A 13,162-nucleotide genomic window follows, 5' to 3' on the forward strand; every position below is an offset into this window, starting at 1 on the left:
GGTGTTGCGGGCGCGCCGGCTGGAATTCAGCTCTCGGTATACGCTGGCTGTCATGTCTTGTTCGAGGATCCCGCGCTTCACATGCACCATCGGCATTAGGGTCGGCCCCCGTCGGCCACGTTTGCGCGAGGCTCGGATTGCTGCGCCGTGAGGAGGCCTCTCGTCGTGGCTGTCATGACGCCGGCAGCGACATCCGGGTGATCCATCGCACCGTGCACCACCACCGAGTGGGACGCGAAGGCGATGCCGCGCTCGGCGAACACTGTCATGATCCTCTTCAGTGCCTCTCGGCGGATCTCGGTTGGCTTTCCTGGCCGAACCGTGAATTTGAGACGCACGACGAGCGCCGCCTCCTGAATATCGGCGACGCCCTGCAGCTTGAGCTGCTCGAGGAATTCGGGTGCGAACTCCGGATCGGCCAGCAGCTCTTCGCCGACCTTCTTGACGGTCTTGCGCACCAGTTCGAGATCGACGTCGCGCGCCAGCCGCAGGTTGAACTTGACGATCAGCCAGTCGCGACTGCTGTTTGTCACGGAGCCGAGTTGGCCGAACGGAACGGTATGCACCTGGCCATGGTGGTGGCGAAGTCGGACGGAGCGAAGCGAGATGCTCTCCACCGTCCCCTTGAGTTGCCCGGCCTGAATGTATTCGCCGATGCGAAAGGCGTCGTCCGCCATGTAGAACAGGCCGGAAATGATATCGCGCACGAGTGATTGGGCGCCGAAACTGAGAGCGAGCCCAAAAATGCCGGCGCCTGCGAGCAGCGGAGCGATGTTGACCCCCAGCTCTCCGAGAGCGACCAGAATCCCCGTTCCCAGCAGGAGGAAGGTGATCCCCCACTGGAGCAGAGGAATGACGGTCAGGAGCCGCGAACCGGGCTGGAATTCGTTGTCCCCACCCGGGACATAGCGGGTGACGGTCACGAATCTGGCGCGGATCCAGGTGCTGACCAAGGCCGACAGGGCATAGGCGACGATGATGACCACAGCCGCCCGCGCGATACTCTCATTGACCTCGATCCAGCGCGGCTCCCCGAGCCAGGCTGGAAAGTCCATCGCGAGAAACCGGGCAACGATCAGAACCACGCCCAGCGTCGCGGCAAGGCGCACGATTGTAACAAGCGCTCGCGCCAGGTGCCATGGCAGGGACGCATTCGCTCGCTCCTCCCCATGGGCGTTGCAGTAGGCCTGCAGGAGCCGATCGACGATGAACGCTCCGACGACGATCCCGCCGATCGAGATCGTCGCGACGTAGAATGGAAAGTCGAGGGACATGACGCCATAGATCCAGGCAATCCCGGCGGCACCGATGGCGATACCGGAGCCGATTTCGCACACCGGCAGGCGCGTCGGAGCCTCGGCGTGGAAGCGGCGTGCCGCGGTCCACATCAACGCGGTGGCGATGATCCCCGCCGCTACGCCCGAAGCCTGCCCGGCGGGCCAGCTCATTCCGGCTTCAAGCAGCAGCGGTATGACCGTTACGAAGGCGACGGCCAGGAACAGCGAGGCCGTCAGGAACGGCATGGCACGCCGGACTTGGGCATCGCTGGCCGAGATGAGGCGCAGCGGCGGCTCGCTCGGGCGCAGCAATATCCTGACGGCCGTCATGATGATTCTGAACCGGAGCACGGTATCGACCACGGCGATCCCCAGCCGGGCCATGAGCGTACTGTCGCCCAATGCAATCTCAACCAGGATGGCCGCTGCCAGCAACATCACGATCAGGTCGCCGACATCACACGCGAAAGCGGACATGAGCCGCGTCGTTCTCGAGGCACTCATGCGCGCCCTTGGGCGCGAGATTCCCCGGCGCATGGCATGCGGAAGCAACAACAACAGCGCCACGATGCAGGCAGCGCGCCAGAGAAGTCCGGGATGGCCGCTGGTCAGTATACGAGCGGCCGCATCGCTGGTTTCGCCGGGAATCCGCGGAATCGCGGTCAGGATCGGCCAGAACAGGTCCCGGATGGCGGTGAGGCCCTGCGCCAGATAGCTGACGAGGCTTCGTTGCATCGTGATGCCGACGGAGGAGGCCTCGGCACTCGCCCACGCCGCACTCATCCATCCGATCGCAGCGCAAGCGGCAAGGGGGAACATCGCGGAACAATGCCGCGTGAGGTTCACTGGCATGCGTTCGCCTATCTGCGGTCGCTCGGACATGGCTCCCTCCGCGCGGTCAAGACGTCTCGTGGTGCAGGCGGCTCATGTCAGCCGGCGCTTCAGAGCGAGCTGACATCGCCGTCGCGGGCGAAGAAGCTCTCGGGCGCCAGCAACTGCAGGCGCGCCTCGCGGTCACGCAGCACAGCGTCGTCCGCAGTCGGCGCGTGATGAAGGCAGGCGAGCCGTCGGGCGCCCGCCGCCCGCATCAATGCGAGCCCGGCCTGCCAAGTCGAATGCCCCCAATCGCGATGCGCCGGGTAGTCGCTGTCGGCGCACCACATCGCGTCATAGGCGATCAGGTCGGCATCGCGGCAGAAGCGGACCAGATCGGGATCGGGCGCGTCGCCCATGTGCTCGTGATCTGTCAGGATCACGAAGGCACGGTCGCCATGGTCGAAACGATAGCCGCAAGTGGCGACGCCGTGGCGCAGGGTGACGGTACGGATGACGGTGTCGTCCAGGGTGATGTTCAGGCCTGCTTCGAAGCTCGCGGCGTCCAGACGTACCGGCAGCGAGGCGAATCCGATCGGGCTCAGTGGCTCCTGGAACAACAGTCTCAAGCTCTGATGAACGCTGATGTCGGTTCGGCGCGGCGCGCGAATGCCGAGGGTGAAATCCGGGCTGAAGAGCGGGGCGAATCCGGTCAGCCCGATGACATGGTCGAGATGGACATGGGTTAGGAGCAGCCAGGCCGAGCGCCGTCCCCCTGCAAGCAGGGCGCGTCCCAGCTCGACCGCGCCCGATCCGCAGTCGACGATGAAGGTTTGCTCACCGATCGCGACCTCGATGCAGATCGTGTTGCCGCCGAAGGTGCGGAAATGCTCGCCCGACACCGGCATCGAGCCGCGTGTGCCCCAGAACCGGACGCTGAAATCGCTCATCGCAAACCTCACTTCGTCTGCAAAGCGTGAACGGGCTGCCAGTCCGGCGGCGGCGGGGCCGTGAGCAGATCTCGGCAGCGCTCCGCCAGCGCCACGGCCGGGCCGTCGCCCGGCTTCTGCGCCAGGCAGGTCTCGATGAGGTGCAGCGCATCGCGGAAGCGGCGCTGCCGATAGGCGGCGAGTGCCCGCTCGTAGCACTCGACCCAGGCCGGGCAGATCGTCGTCGCGGACAGTCCGAGGAGCTCATAGACGGTGACGCCAAGGTCGCGCCCGTAGACTGCGATGCTGTCGACCTCGCGCACGAGGATGGCTTGGCCCGCTTCGCGCCGTGTCTCCTCGCTGATCAGGATCGCGGTGCCATAGGCTTTGTTGGCACCTTCAAGCCGGCTCGCGAGGTTCACGCTGTCGCCGATCGCGGTGTAGTTCAGCCGGGTCCGCGATCCGATATTGCCGATGATGGCCTCGCCCGAATGCAGGCCGACGCGCACCTTGAGCGGCTGGCCTTCGGCATCCATCAACCCGGCCGCTGTCGTCTCCGCGACGATGGCGAGCGCGGCACGGCAGGCTTCCAGGGCCGTATGCGGCTGCGGCCGCGGGGCACCCCAGAAGGCCATGACCGCGTCGCCGATGAACTTGTCGACCGTGCCTGCACGCCGCTCCACCGCTTCCGAGGCGAGTTCTAGAAACCGGCTGGCGACCGGCAGCACGGCCGGCCCGAGGCGCTCGGCTAGACGTGTGAAGCCGGCGAGGTCGGCGAACAGGATGGTGATGCGCGCCGACGTGCCGCCCGGCTCGGCCCGGCCGCCATGCGCGACCAGTTCCCGCACCAGATCGACGGGGATGAAGCGGCCGAAATTCGCCAGCCCCGCCGCCATGCGCGCGAGGGCCGCGGAAAGTTGGTCGATCTCGATCAGGCGCGAACGACGATGGACCAATGCGTCGAGCTCGAAGCGTTCGAGATGGGCCAGATCGGCGACCACCGCACGGATCGGCTGGACCAGCAGCAGTTTCGCCAGAGCAGCGGCGACCAGTCCCGCCAGGGCGATGGCGAGGGCAAGGCCAATGCCCACGCGGCGGGTGGTCGCATCGATCTCCCCCAGGAAGTCGCTTTCCGGCACGATGACAGCGAACTGCCAGCCTTGGAAATGCAGTGGCGACAGCCCGACGGCGAAGCGCTCCCCGGCCAGCTCGACGGCGATGCGTTCGGGCACCGGCTCGCTTTGCTCCGCCCGCTGCGCCAGCGCTGCGCCGATGCGGCGGCTGACCTTGATCAGCTTCGTGCGATCCCGGTCATGGCCGGCCGGCTCGACGACAAGGCGGCCGGCGGGGTCGATGACCGCCGCGCCGCCGGTCCGGCCGACCGCGATCTGCCCGAGGAGCCTGGAGAATTGCGAGAGTGCCACGAAGGCGCCGAGGCGACTGCCATCGGACAGCCGGCCGACATAGGCAACCGCTGGCTCTGCCTCGGCTGGGTCGATGGCGGAAACCCAGCCCGGTGTGGAGGCATCGGCCGCCGGCCAGATCCCGGCCACGGTCTGCAGCCGGGGCTCGCCGCCGCGCTTGCCGGGCTCGATCGCCGCGACGGTGCCCTTCGTCCCCTCATGGGCCAGCGCGGTGACGAGCGACATGCTTCCAAGCGGCTGCGTCAGGGCCGCGTCGCGTGCGGCGAGCGAGCTGTCCCGTTCGATCAGCCTGGCGGCGGCGCCCCAGGCGGCTTCTGCGCCGGTGACCTGCGCCCACCACTCGTGGCGGACCGAGGTCGTGACCTGTCGCTCGATCTCGATGGCAAGCGCCGTGCTGTTGCGCGTCGCGGTTCGCCACCAGGCGATATGCACGCTGCCAGCCACGATCAGCACGCAACCGAGCGCAAGCGTCGTCAGGATGGTCTGCAGGCCCGTGCGCATCGTGGCCTCCCGCAACGGCCGGCCGTCAGCCGGAGGGATGGGTGGTTTCGAGGGCCTGGAACACCACCGCCAGCACATAGCCGAAGATGGCATGGCCGATCAGGCTCATCAGGGAGAGCTGCAGGTTGTCGCCGATCAGCAGGAAAGGCAGGCCGGCTAGCGGCGCCAGCAGGCCGAGCGCGATGAAGTAGGTGACCACCCCCCAGAGCCAGCCATCGGCGGGATGGCCGAGCCGCACCAGCCGTGTCGTCAGCCAGTAGCCGAGAGGGTAGAAGATGAAGCCGGTGACGTAGTGCAGCGCCTTGGCCCAGACATCCGGAACGGAAAGGCCGAACTGGCGCTGGAACAGCAGCTTGACCAGCGCCGGCGGTTCGAGTGGAAAGCCCGCGAAGAGCTGCGTCGGCCAATTGGCCCAGATCTCGTAGAAGCCGGTGGCGGCGAAGCCTCCGAGCACGAGATGCCAGCTCTGGCGGGCGGTGGGGACCAGGCGGGCGATAACCCCCGGTGTGTTGGTGGCGGTCGTCATGCTCATGAGATCCTCCTTGGAAGTCGGTTGCCGCGGAACTGGCGGTTCAGAGGTATTCCTGGTGAAGGTCGACGGTGGAGCGCTGGCCAATGTCGTCGAGATGCGCGGCGATCCACTGCGCCGCCGCGGCGCGGCCGAGATCGCGCAGGCGCGTCAGGAAAGACCAGCTCGTGTTGAACTTCGACGCGATCGAGAATTCGGCCATCGCATCGTCTGAGCGGATCGCGTGGATGAAGACGCGCCGCAGCTTGTCGCGGTGCTCGGGGCGGATCCAATCCTCATCGATCAGCTTGGTGGCGAAGGCGATCGCCCGCATCTCGCGGATCAGCGAGGAATTGAAGCTGATCTCGTTGATCCTGTTGAAGATCTCGGAGGGGTCGTTCGGCACGTCCGGCCGCACGATCGGATTGATGTGGACGACGAGAATGTCGCGCGCCTGCGCATCGTAGATCAGCGGGTAGATCGCGGGATTGCCGACATAGCCGCCATCCCAATAGTGATGGCCGTCGACCTCCACGGCCTGGAACAGCATCGGCAGGCAAGCGGAGGCCTGGACGACCTCCGGCGACATCATCTCATTGGTGAAGATCTGCGGCTTGCCGGTCTTCACATTGGTCGCGCAGAGCCGCAGGCGGGTGCAGCGGCACGCCCGCAGGGCGTCGAAGTCGACGACGCTGGTCAGCACGTCGCGCAAGGGGTTGAAGCCGAGCGGATTGAGCTGGTGCGGCGAGAAGGTCCGGGTCAGGGCCTCGAAGAAGCGGTAGCTGACCGGCTCCTTGACGCCGAAACCCTCCAGCCAGAGATCGAAGGGGGTCTGCTGGTAGGGGCTGGCGGTCCGGCCGGCGCGACTGATCCGATGCCAGAAGAGCTCCAGCAATTCGCGGGCATGCGCCTTGCCGCCGGCCATTTTGCCATAGGCGTAGACGACGGCGTTCATCGCACCGGCGCTGGTCGCGGACAGGCCGTCGATCTCGATGCGCCCGTCCTCCAGCAGCATGTCGAGCACACCCCAGCCGAAGGCGCCATGGGCGCCGCCGCCCTGGAGGGCGAGATTGATGGTCGGCGCATCGGCGCCCGGGACATCCGCCATGCCTTCCGGCTGCGAGCGGGCTTCGTGATCGAGAACGGTCGACGGGGACATCAGGCGGCGTCCTTCTGCTGGAGGGTTTCTGTCGCGGGCCTGGCCAGCGCGATCTCGCGGCCGGTAATCAGGCGGGCGCCGCGCTCATAGGTCAGGTAGGACCAGAGCCAGCTCGTCGCGACGGAGAGCCGGCTACGGAAGCCGATCAGGAACCAGACATGTGCGGCCGACCAGAGCAGCCAGGCCGGAAAGCCCGTGAGCCGGAGCCAGCCCAGGTCGACGATCGCGAATTTTCTGCCGATGGTGGCCATCGAACCGGCATCGCGATAGCGGAACGGCATGGGCTCGGGCGCCGAGAGAACGCGCGTCGCGATCAGACTGCCCACCCAATGCCCGGCCTGCTTCGCCGCCGGGGCGACACCCGGCAGCATGGCGCCGTCCGTTCCGGCATAGGCGGCCGTGTCGCCGATGACGAAGATCGCGGGATCGTCCGGCAGCGAGAAATCCGCCTCGACCTTCACTCGGCCGGCGCGATCGACCGGAGCATCGAGCCAGCGCCCGGCAGGCGAGGCCTTGACGCCCGCGGCCCAGATCACGGTCCGGGCCGGAAGGCGCATCGCGCCCAGCATCACTCCCTCGTCCGAGACATCGATCACCATGGTCCTGATTGCGACGCTGACGCCCATGGCTTCGAGCGCATGATGAGCCGAGCTGCTCAGCTCCTCGCGGAAGCCCGGGAGGATGCGCGCCCCGGCCTCGACCAGCACGATGCTGATGTTGTCGGAACTGATGCGGCGGAAGTCGCGGCCGGCCGCATGGCGGACGAGCTCGGCGATGGCGCCCGCCATCTCGACGCCTGTCGGGCCGCCGCCGACGATGACGAAGGTCAGCAGTGCCTTGCGGATCGCCTCGTCGTCTTCGAGCTCCGCTTCCTCCAGCGCCTTGAGGATCTTGGCGCGGACGCGGGTCGCATCGTCGACCGTCTTGATCCCCGGCGCAGCCACGGCCCAGTCGTCACGGCCGAAATAGCTGTGCCGGGCGCCTGTCGCGACGACGAGATAGTCGAAGGGGATGCTGCGGCCGTTCTCGGTTACCACGCGGCGGGCGCGGCGATCGACATCGACGACCTTGTCGAGCACGACGCGGGCATTGGCCTGGCCACGCAGCACCGAGCGGATCGGCGCGGCGATGTCGGCCGGCGAGAGGCTGGCGGTCGCGACCTGATAGAGCAGCGGCTGGAACAGGTGGAAATTGCGCCGGTCGACGATCGTCAGGTCGACGGGCGCATGCTTCAGGGCGTGCGCCGCAGCGAGGCCGCCGAAGCCTGCGCCGATGATCACAACCCGCGGAACGGTAGGTGTCGTCGCTATGGCGGCCATGGCGAATTCCTCGCTTTGCTGATCAGTGAGCCGTCCAGGCACCGTCGACCGGGATCGCCGTGCCGGTCATCGAGGCGCCAGCCTCGGAGGCGAGGAAGACGGCCAGGGCGCCGATCTCCTCGACGGTCGCGAAGCGCTTGTTGGGCTGGGCCGCGAGCAGGATCTCCTTGACGACGCGGTCGCGTGCGATGCCGTGCGCCTTGGCCTGTTCCTCGATCTGCTTCTCGACGAGCGGCGTCCAGACATAGCCGGGGCAGATTGCATTGACGGTGACGCCGTATTCGGCGCCCTCCAGCGCGACTGCCTTGGTGAAACCGACGATGCCGTGCTTGGCGGCGACATAAGCCGACTTGAACGGCGAACCGACGAGGCCATGCGCAGAGGCGACGTTCACGATCCGGCCGAAGCTGCGCTCCTTCATTCCGGCGAAGACGGCCCGCGTGGCGTGGAAGGCTGCCGAGAGGTTGAGCGCGATGATCGCGTCCCAAAGCTCGACCGGAAAGGCCTCGACCGGCGCGACATGCTGGATGCCGGCATTGTTGACGAGGATGTCGACCTGGCCGAAAGCCGCCACCGCGCCCTCGATCAGCGCGGCTACGCCGGCCGGTTCGGCGAGATTGCTGCCGTCGAAGCGCACGGTGACGTCGCCGGCTGCCTCCAGGCTCAGACGCGTCTGCTCGATGCTGCGCGGATCGCCGAAGCCGTTGATGACGAGATTGGCTCCAGCGCCCGCCAACGCCTTCGCAATGCCCAGGCCGATGCCGCTGGTGGAGCCAGTGACGACGGCGGTCCGGCCTGCGAGAGGGCGTGGATGGCTGGTGGTCGCGGAAGCGGCTGTGGCGTGGACGTTCATCGCATCTCTCCTTGCTGCGGAAGAGGATGCGGATGGCGGCCGGCTCCGGGAAATGCCGATGCGCTGTCGTGACCATAGCCGCCGGCTATGGCGATTTTTGTTGCCGCGGCCGGGCGGCGCGAGCAGCCTCGCCTCATGAGCGACACGTCCCTTGCCGAACGCCTTGCCGAGCTGCGCCAATGGCTCGCGCGCGAGCGCCCGCAGATCGCGCAGGCCTATGACCGTATGGTCGAGCATCTTGCACGAAGCGGTGCTGGGGCCGGGGCCTTGCGGGCCGGCGACGCGATGCCGGCCTTCGGTCTGACCGCGGCCGATGGCCGCTTCGTCACCTCGGCCGAGCTTCTCTCGACCGGGCCGCTCGTGCTCAGTTTCTATCGCGGTGCCTGGTGTTCCTATTGCCAGACCGAGCTGACGGCGCTGCGCGATGCCCATGACGCGATCGCCGCGCTGGGTGGGCGCGTCGCCGTGGTCTCCTGCGAGATCGGCGGTCGCGGGCTGGCGGTCGCACGCCAGCACGATTTGCCGTTCGACGTACTCAGCGACGTCGATCTCGGCCTCGCACTGGCGTTCGGGCTCGTCATCTCTGTGCCTGGCGAGGTGCGCGAAATCTATGAGCATCTCGGCTACGATCTGGCGCGCATCAACGGGAACCCGTCCTGGTTCTTGCCGATCCCGGCGACCTATGTGGTGGCGCCCGACGGTCAGATCGCCTCAGCCTTCGTCGAGCCGGATTTCCGCTATCGCATGGATCCGGCCGAGATCCTGGCGACACTGACCCGGCTCAAAGCGGCGCCAGCCTGACCGCATCGTCCCAGTCGCGGGACCGCGCGAGGCGCAGGCAGGCCTCCGTTGCGGTCTGGAAGGGGCGGCCGGCGACCACCGCAACGGCAACGCTGCGCGCCGGGATGGTCTCCTCGAAGGGGATCATCGCCAGGCCTTCGATCAGCGGGACGCTCGCCGGCAGCACGCCGAGGCCGAAGCCGGACCGGACCAGACGCTGCAATTCGTCGGTGCCCTGCACATGATGGCGGAAGCGCACCGCGACATCCTTGCAGGCGCAGACGAACTTAAAGCGCTCGTGATCGACGCAGCTGATCTGATCGATCATCTCAGCGCCGACGAGATCGTCGAGCGCGATGCTGGTCTTGCAAGTCAGAGGATGGCTCTGCGGCGCGACAAGCCGGCTGCCTTCCCGGAAGAGCGACCAGCTGCGCATGCGCTCGGGCAACTCCACCGCATCGCTCAGGAAGACCAGATCGAAATCGCCCTCCAGAGCGCGGGCGACGAGATCCCTGTGCGGCAGTCTTACGAGCGTGAGATCGAAACCGTTGAGGCAGGTGTTGAGGCTTTCGAGCAGGCCCGCCAGCACCGCCGCGGAAACCGTTTCGAGGATGCCGAGGCGCAAATGCGCCATGTCGCCCTTGCTGACGCCGCGCGCCAGTTCCTTCGCCGCCTGAGCCGCGACATAGGTGCGCTCCAGATGCGGCAGCATCAGCCGGCCGAGCTCGGTGAGATGCGTGTTCTGCCGCTCGAGATGCAGGAGCAATCCGCCGAGCTCATCCTCTAGCTTCTGGATGGCGCGCGTCAGCGACGGTTGTGCGACATGACACTGCTCCGCGGCGCGCGTGAAGTTCAGGCTGCGCGCGACCGCCAGGAAATAGCGGATCTGATGCATTTCCATGCCAATCCCCCGGATGGCAGACTTGGCCGCGCTGCTCGATGGTGATCTGGCGCCATCGGGTGGATATTCGCGGGCGCGGGCGGTTTGGTTACAGGCAGCTGCCGGAAACGCGCCGCCTATCCGCGCTCCGCTGCGCCCGCATCGCGGTCGAGCGTCATGGCAAGCCCAGCGGCCGCAGACAGCGTCACGCCGATGGCGAGCACGGTCGCACTCCAGCCGAAGCGTTGGAAGACCTGGCCCAAGATGACGCTGCCCACGAGGCCGCCGAGGAAATAGCTCGCGAGATAGAGTCCACTCGCCGCGCCGCGTTCGCGTTGCGCCGTCCGGCCGACATGGCCTGTCGCGATCGCCTGCGCGGCGAAGGCGCCGATGGCGAAGAGGACCAGCCCACCGAGCACGGCCGCCAGGGACGGCAGCAGCAGCAGCGGCAAGCCGGCGAGCGCGACGCCCAGGCTCGCCAGGAGACTCCGCCGTGTGCCGAGGCGCAGCACCAGCCAGCCCGCCAAGAGCGTGGTCGCGACCGAGGGCGCGAAGACGAAGTAGACGAAGCCGATCTCCATCATCCCGAGCGCCAAAGGCGGCGCGGTCAGGACGAGGTTCACATAGGTGAACAGTCCGATGAAGGCGAAGAGGATCAGGAAGCCGAGCGCGAAGCTCGCGCGAAGCTGCGGATCGGCGAGATGCAGCCGCAACGCGCCGGTGACGGGGGCCGTAGCCGTCGCCATCGGAGGGGCCCGCCGCACGGTGGCATGCACCAGGACGGCGCCCGCCAGATTGAGAACGGCGAAAGCATAGAAGGTGGTGGGCAGCCCGAACCGGTCGGCGACCGAGGCCGACAGCAGCCGCCCGAAGAAGTTGCTGGCGACGTTTCCAGCGATATAGGCCGCGAAGGCCGCCGCGCCGTCACTGGCCGAATAATGCTCGCCGAGATAGGCCAGCATCAAGGTGAAGGCCGCGGCCATGAACACACCCTGCAGCACGCGCAGGCCGGTGAAGGTCGCAAGATTCGGCGCGCCGGCCAGCAGCGCGGTCGGTATCGCGAGCAGGGCGAGGCTGATCATGATGCCGCGGCGCCGGTCGATCGAGGCGCTCAGATAGGATGTGGCGAGGCTCGACAGCGCCATGCCGATGGTGCTCGCATTGACCGCAACGCCCATCACGCCGGGGCTCGTGCCATAGTGCCGGATCAGCGCCGGCAGGATTGCCTGCATGGCGAACAGATCGACCAGCGTAAGGAAGGCCGTCAGCGCGATCACGAAGGTTCGCAGCCAGGAACGCGGGTTCGTGACCGGCATCGCCATGGCTGCCGGAGCGCTCTCGCTTCGCATCATTCCCATCCTCGGGATGCAGCCGTGCCCGGGCCCGGCTCAGTTCGGGTTTTCCTCGGTGGTGTAGAGCGCGCCGACCCGCCAGCCGTCGGGCGTGCGCACGCACAGCACGTTGACGAGGAACGCGATCCTTTGCGGGTCGGCCCTGGAACCCAATGTCAGCTTCAGCGGCTGGTAGAGCACTGCGCTGACCGGGCTGACCTCGACGACCCGCGCACGCTCGCGATCCGGCTTCACCTCCCAGACATCGGAGCGTTGGAAGGCGCTCATGCGTTCGATCATCCGGTCGGCGCCCCAGAACGCCTTGCCATCGCTGATCCAGACGAAACTCGGCGAATCCCACATCAACGCCCGCACCGCCTTGGTGTCGCGCGCATTCTGGGCGGCGACGAACCGCTCGTAGAGCGATGTGACAGCACGTTCAGTCTCGGTCTCGGCCGCGGCGGGCGCGGCGAAGGACAAGGCAACCAGGGCGATGAAGACCTTCGTCAGCATGACGACCTCCGACAGGATGCGGGTTGGATCGGGGCACCGGATGGCGGGCGGCGAAGGCCGGCCCGCATCGGCATGATCGGGCGTTACATGTCGGGATCGTCGAGCATGTCCGGCGGGACGATGTCGGAGGAGAGCAGGACCACTTCCTTGCCCGATTTGTTCTCCCACCAATGGGCGTGGCCGGGCCCGAATTCGGGCGTCCAATCGCCGGTCCGGTGGATGATCGGGACGGAGCAGAAGGCGCTGTGCTCGATGATCTCGCCGGAGGCGACATAGACGATCGAGGGGCGGTCGTCATGGCGATGGAAGGGCACGATACCGTTGACCGCGACGGTCAGGCGGCGCGTGCGCAGGCGCAGATCGCCGAGATTGCGCCAGCCGGTGACGTTCACGACGGACAGCGTTTCGCGCCGGATGCCGACGTCGGGCGCGTTCTCGACCGTGCGCGGCTGCTTCAATTGCTTGTCGGCCGGGCAGGTGCCGGCCTGCGCTGCACTGATGCCCTGGATGAGCGCAGCGGTGCAGGCGGCCCCCGCCAGCAGGCCGCGGATTGCAGGTGCGTATCGTCTCGACATGACCGTCTCCTTCCTGAATGTCGCGCAATGCCGCGACCGGAAGGCAGCATCCCGGAGAGATCGAGCCGGCTGAAATATCTGCTTTCTCTGGTTTCGATAGCCGAAAGCTATTTCACCTGCTCATCGATCGCGGGCCATGATCGTCGTCGCAGAGCAGGCTGGACTGCTGCGCATTCCGCCACTGCCGTCAGCATTGTTCAGAGCGCTGCATCGACACGGGTCCGTGAAGCGAGTTGAACGGCGCTTGATCGAGCCGCTGCGAACTCCCTGAAGAGCGCCCTTTGCGGCGCGGCAATGGAG

General features: G+C 67.0%; 12 protein-coding genes. 1 reads left to right on the plus strand and 11 read right to left on the minus strand.

The genetic code is table 11. The features are described 5' to 3' along the window. Positions 1-95: 95 nt before the first annotated feature. The 7 genes from CXY91_RS19085 to CXY91_RS19115 are packed head-to-tail and all read right to left on the minus strand — an operon-like array spanning position 96 to position 8,783. Positions 96-2,159 carry a mechanosensitive ion channel family protein gene (locus CXY91_RS19085; protein WP_100962817.1) on the minus strand — a complete coding sequence of 688 codons (2,064 nt, stop codon included), beginning with the start codon at positions 2,157-2,159 and terminating at the stop codon, positions 96-98. Between the two features lie 59 nt (positions 2,160-2,218). Continuing rightward, a complete protein-coding gene (locus CXY91_RS19090) occupies positions 2,219-3,040 on the minus strand; it encodes an MBL fold metallo-hydrolase (RefSeq protein WP_100962818.1) in 822 nt (273 codons plus the stop codon). A gap of 8 nt (positions 3,041-3,048) precedes the next feature. Beyond that, positions 3,049-4,944 (minus strand): adenylate/guanylate cyclase domain-containing protein, encoded by a 1,896-nt coding sequence (locus tag CXY91_RS19095; RefSeq protein WP_158673496.1) that lies wholly within the window; start codon positions 4,942-4,944, stop codon positions 3,049-3,051. Between the two features lie 25 nt (positions 4,945-4,969). Further along, positions 4,970-5,476, minus strand: coding sequence for a hypothetical protein (locus tag CXY91_RS19100; RefSeq protein WP_100962820.1), 507 nt, complete (start codon positions 5,474-5,476; stop codon positions 4,970-4,972). Positions 5,477-5,516: 40 nt separating this feature from the next. Next, on the minus strand, positions 5,517-6,611 hold the full coding sequence (locus CXY91_RS19105) for a patatin-like phospholipase family protein (protein WP_248307554.1): 1,095 nt from the start codon (positions 6,609-6,611) through the stop codon (positions 5,517-5,519). Further along, a complete protein-coding gene (locus tag CXY91_RS19110) occupies positions 6,611-7,930 on the minus strand; it encodes an NAD(P)/FAD-dependent oxidoreductase (RefSeq protein ID WP_100962821.1) in 1,320 nt (439 codons plus the stop codon). The genes CXY91_RS19105 and CXY91_RS19110 overlap by 1 nt, the downstream gene beginning before the upstream one ends. Before the next feature lie 22 nt (positions 7,931-7,952). Continuing rightward, positions 7,953-8,783, minus strand: coding sequence for a 3-hydroxybutyrate dehydrogenase (locus CXY91_RS19115; protein WP_100962822.1), 831 nt, complete (start codon positions 8,781-8,783; stop codon positions 7,953-7,955). Positions 8,784-8,918: 135 nt separating this feature from the next. Between CXY91_RS19115 and CXY91_RS19120 the strand changes: the two genes are divergently transcribed. Continuing rightward, the gene (locus tag CXY91_RS19120) at positions 8,919-9,584 is read left to right on the plus strand and encodes a peroxiredoxin-like family protein (RefSeq protein WP_158673497.1); all 666 of its coding nucleotides are present in this window, start codon (positions 8,919-8,921) and stop codon (positions 9,582-9,584) included. Here the strand turns inward: CXY91_RS19120 and CXY91_RS19125 are convergent. The 4 genes from CXY91_RS19125 to CXY91_RS19140 all read right to left on the minus strand — a co-directional run bounded on the left by CXY91_RS19125 (position 9,565) and on the right by CXY91_RS19140 (position 12,862). Next, positions 9,565-10,464 (minus strand): LysR family transcriptional regulator, encoded by a 900-nt coding sequence (locus tag CXY91_RS19125; protein WP_100962824.1) that lies wholly within the window; start codon positions 10,462-10,464, stop codon positions 9,565-9,567. The two genes, CXY91_RS19120 and CXY91_RS19125, sit on opposite strands and share 20 nt — an antisense overlap. A 116-nt stretch (positions 10,465-10,580) precedes the next feature. Next, a complete protein-coding gene (locus CXY91_RS19130) occupies positions 10,581-11,801 on the minus strand; it encodes an MFS transporter (protein WP_100962825.1) in 1,221 nt (406 codons plus the stop codon). 30 nt (positions 11,802-11,831) lie between these two features. Next, positions 11,832-12,287 (minus strand): DUF4440 domain-containing protein, encoded by a 456-nt coding sequence (locus CXY91_RS19135; protein WP_091842512.1) that lies wholly within the window; start codon positions 12,285-12,287, stop codon positions 11,832-11,834. Positions 12,288-12,370: 83 nt separating this feature from the next. Further along, positions 12,371-12,862: a cupin gene (locus CXY91_RS19140; protein ID WP_100962826.1), complete on the minus strand. Its 492-nt coding sequence runs from the start codon at positions 12,860-12,862 to the stop codon at positions 12,371-12,373. Positions 12,863-13,162: the final 300 nt, after the last annotated feature.

The organism is Allobosea sp. FBZP-16 (genome assembly GCF_002831785.1).
GTDB classification, from domain to species: domain Bacteria; phylum Pseudomonadota; class Alphaproteobacteria; order Rhizobiales; family Beijerinckiaceae; genus Allobosea; species Allobosea lupini.

What these genes read in the sequence shown, in the direction of transcription:
- CXY91_RS19085 (WP_100962817.1), bottom strand. Translation starts at nt 2,159, where the DNA reads ATGTCCGAGCGACCGCAGATAGGCGAACGCATGCCAGTGAACCTCACG.
- CXY91_RS19090 (WP_100962818.1), bottom strand. Translation starts at nt 3,040, where the DNA reads ATGAGCGATTTCAGCGTCCGGTTCTGGGGCACACGCGGCTCGATGCCG.
- CXY91_RS19095 (WP_158673496.1), bottom strand. Translation starts at nt 4,944, where the DNA reads ATGCGCACGGGCCTGCAGACCATCCTGACGACGCTTGCGCTCGGTTGC.
- CXY91_RS19100 (WP_100962820.1), bottom strand. Translation starts at nt 5,476, where the DNA reads ATGAGCATGACGACCGCCACCAACACACCGGGGGTTATCGCCCGCCTG.
- CXY91_RS19105 (WP_248307554.1), bottom strand. Translation starts at nt 6,611, where the DNA reads ATGTCCCCGTCGACCGTTCTCGATCACGAAGCCCGCTCGCAGCCGGAA.
- CXY91_RS19110 (WP_100962821.1), bottom strand. Translation starts at nt 7,930, where the DNA reads ATGGCCGCCATAGCGACGACACCTACCGTTCCGCGGGTTGTGATCATC.
- CXY91_RS19115 (WP_100962822.1), bottom strand. Translation starts at nt 8,783, where the DNA reads ATGAACGTCCACGCCACAGCCGCTTCCGCGACCACCAGCCATCCACGC.
- CXY91_RS19120 (WP_158673497.1), top strand. Translation starts at nt 8,919, where the DNA reads ATGAGCGACACGTCCCTTGCCGAACGCCTTGCCGAGCTGCGCCAATGG.
- CXY91_RS19125 (WP_100962824.1), bottom strand. Translation starts at nt 10,464, where the DNA reads ATGGAAATGCATCAGATCCGCTATTTCCTGGCGGTCGCGCGCAGCCTG.
- CXY91_RS19130 (WP_100962825.1), bottom strand. Translation starts at nt 11,801, where the DNA reads ATGGGAATGATGCGAAGCGAGAGCGCTCCGGCAGCCATGGCGATGCCG.
- CXY91_RS19135 (WP_091842512.1), bottom strand. Translation starts at nt 12,287, where the DNA reads ATGCTGACGAAGGTCTTCATCGCCCTGGTTGCCTTGTCCTTCGCCGCG.
- CXY91_RS19140 (WP_100962826.1), bottom strand. Translation starts at nt 12,862, where the DNA reads ATGTCGAGACGATACGCACCTGCAATCCGCGGCCTGCTGGCGGGGGCC.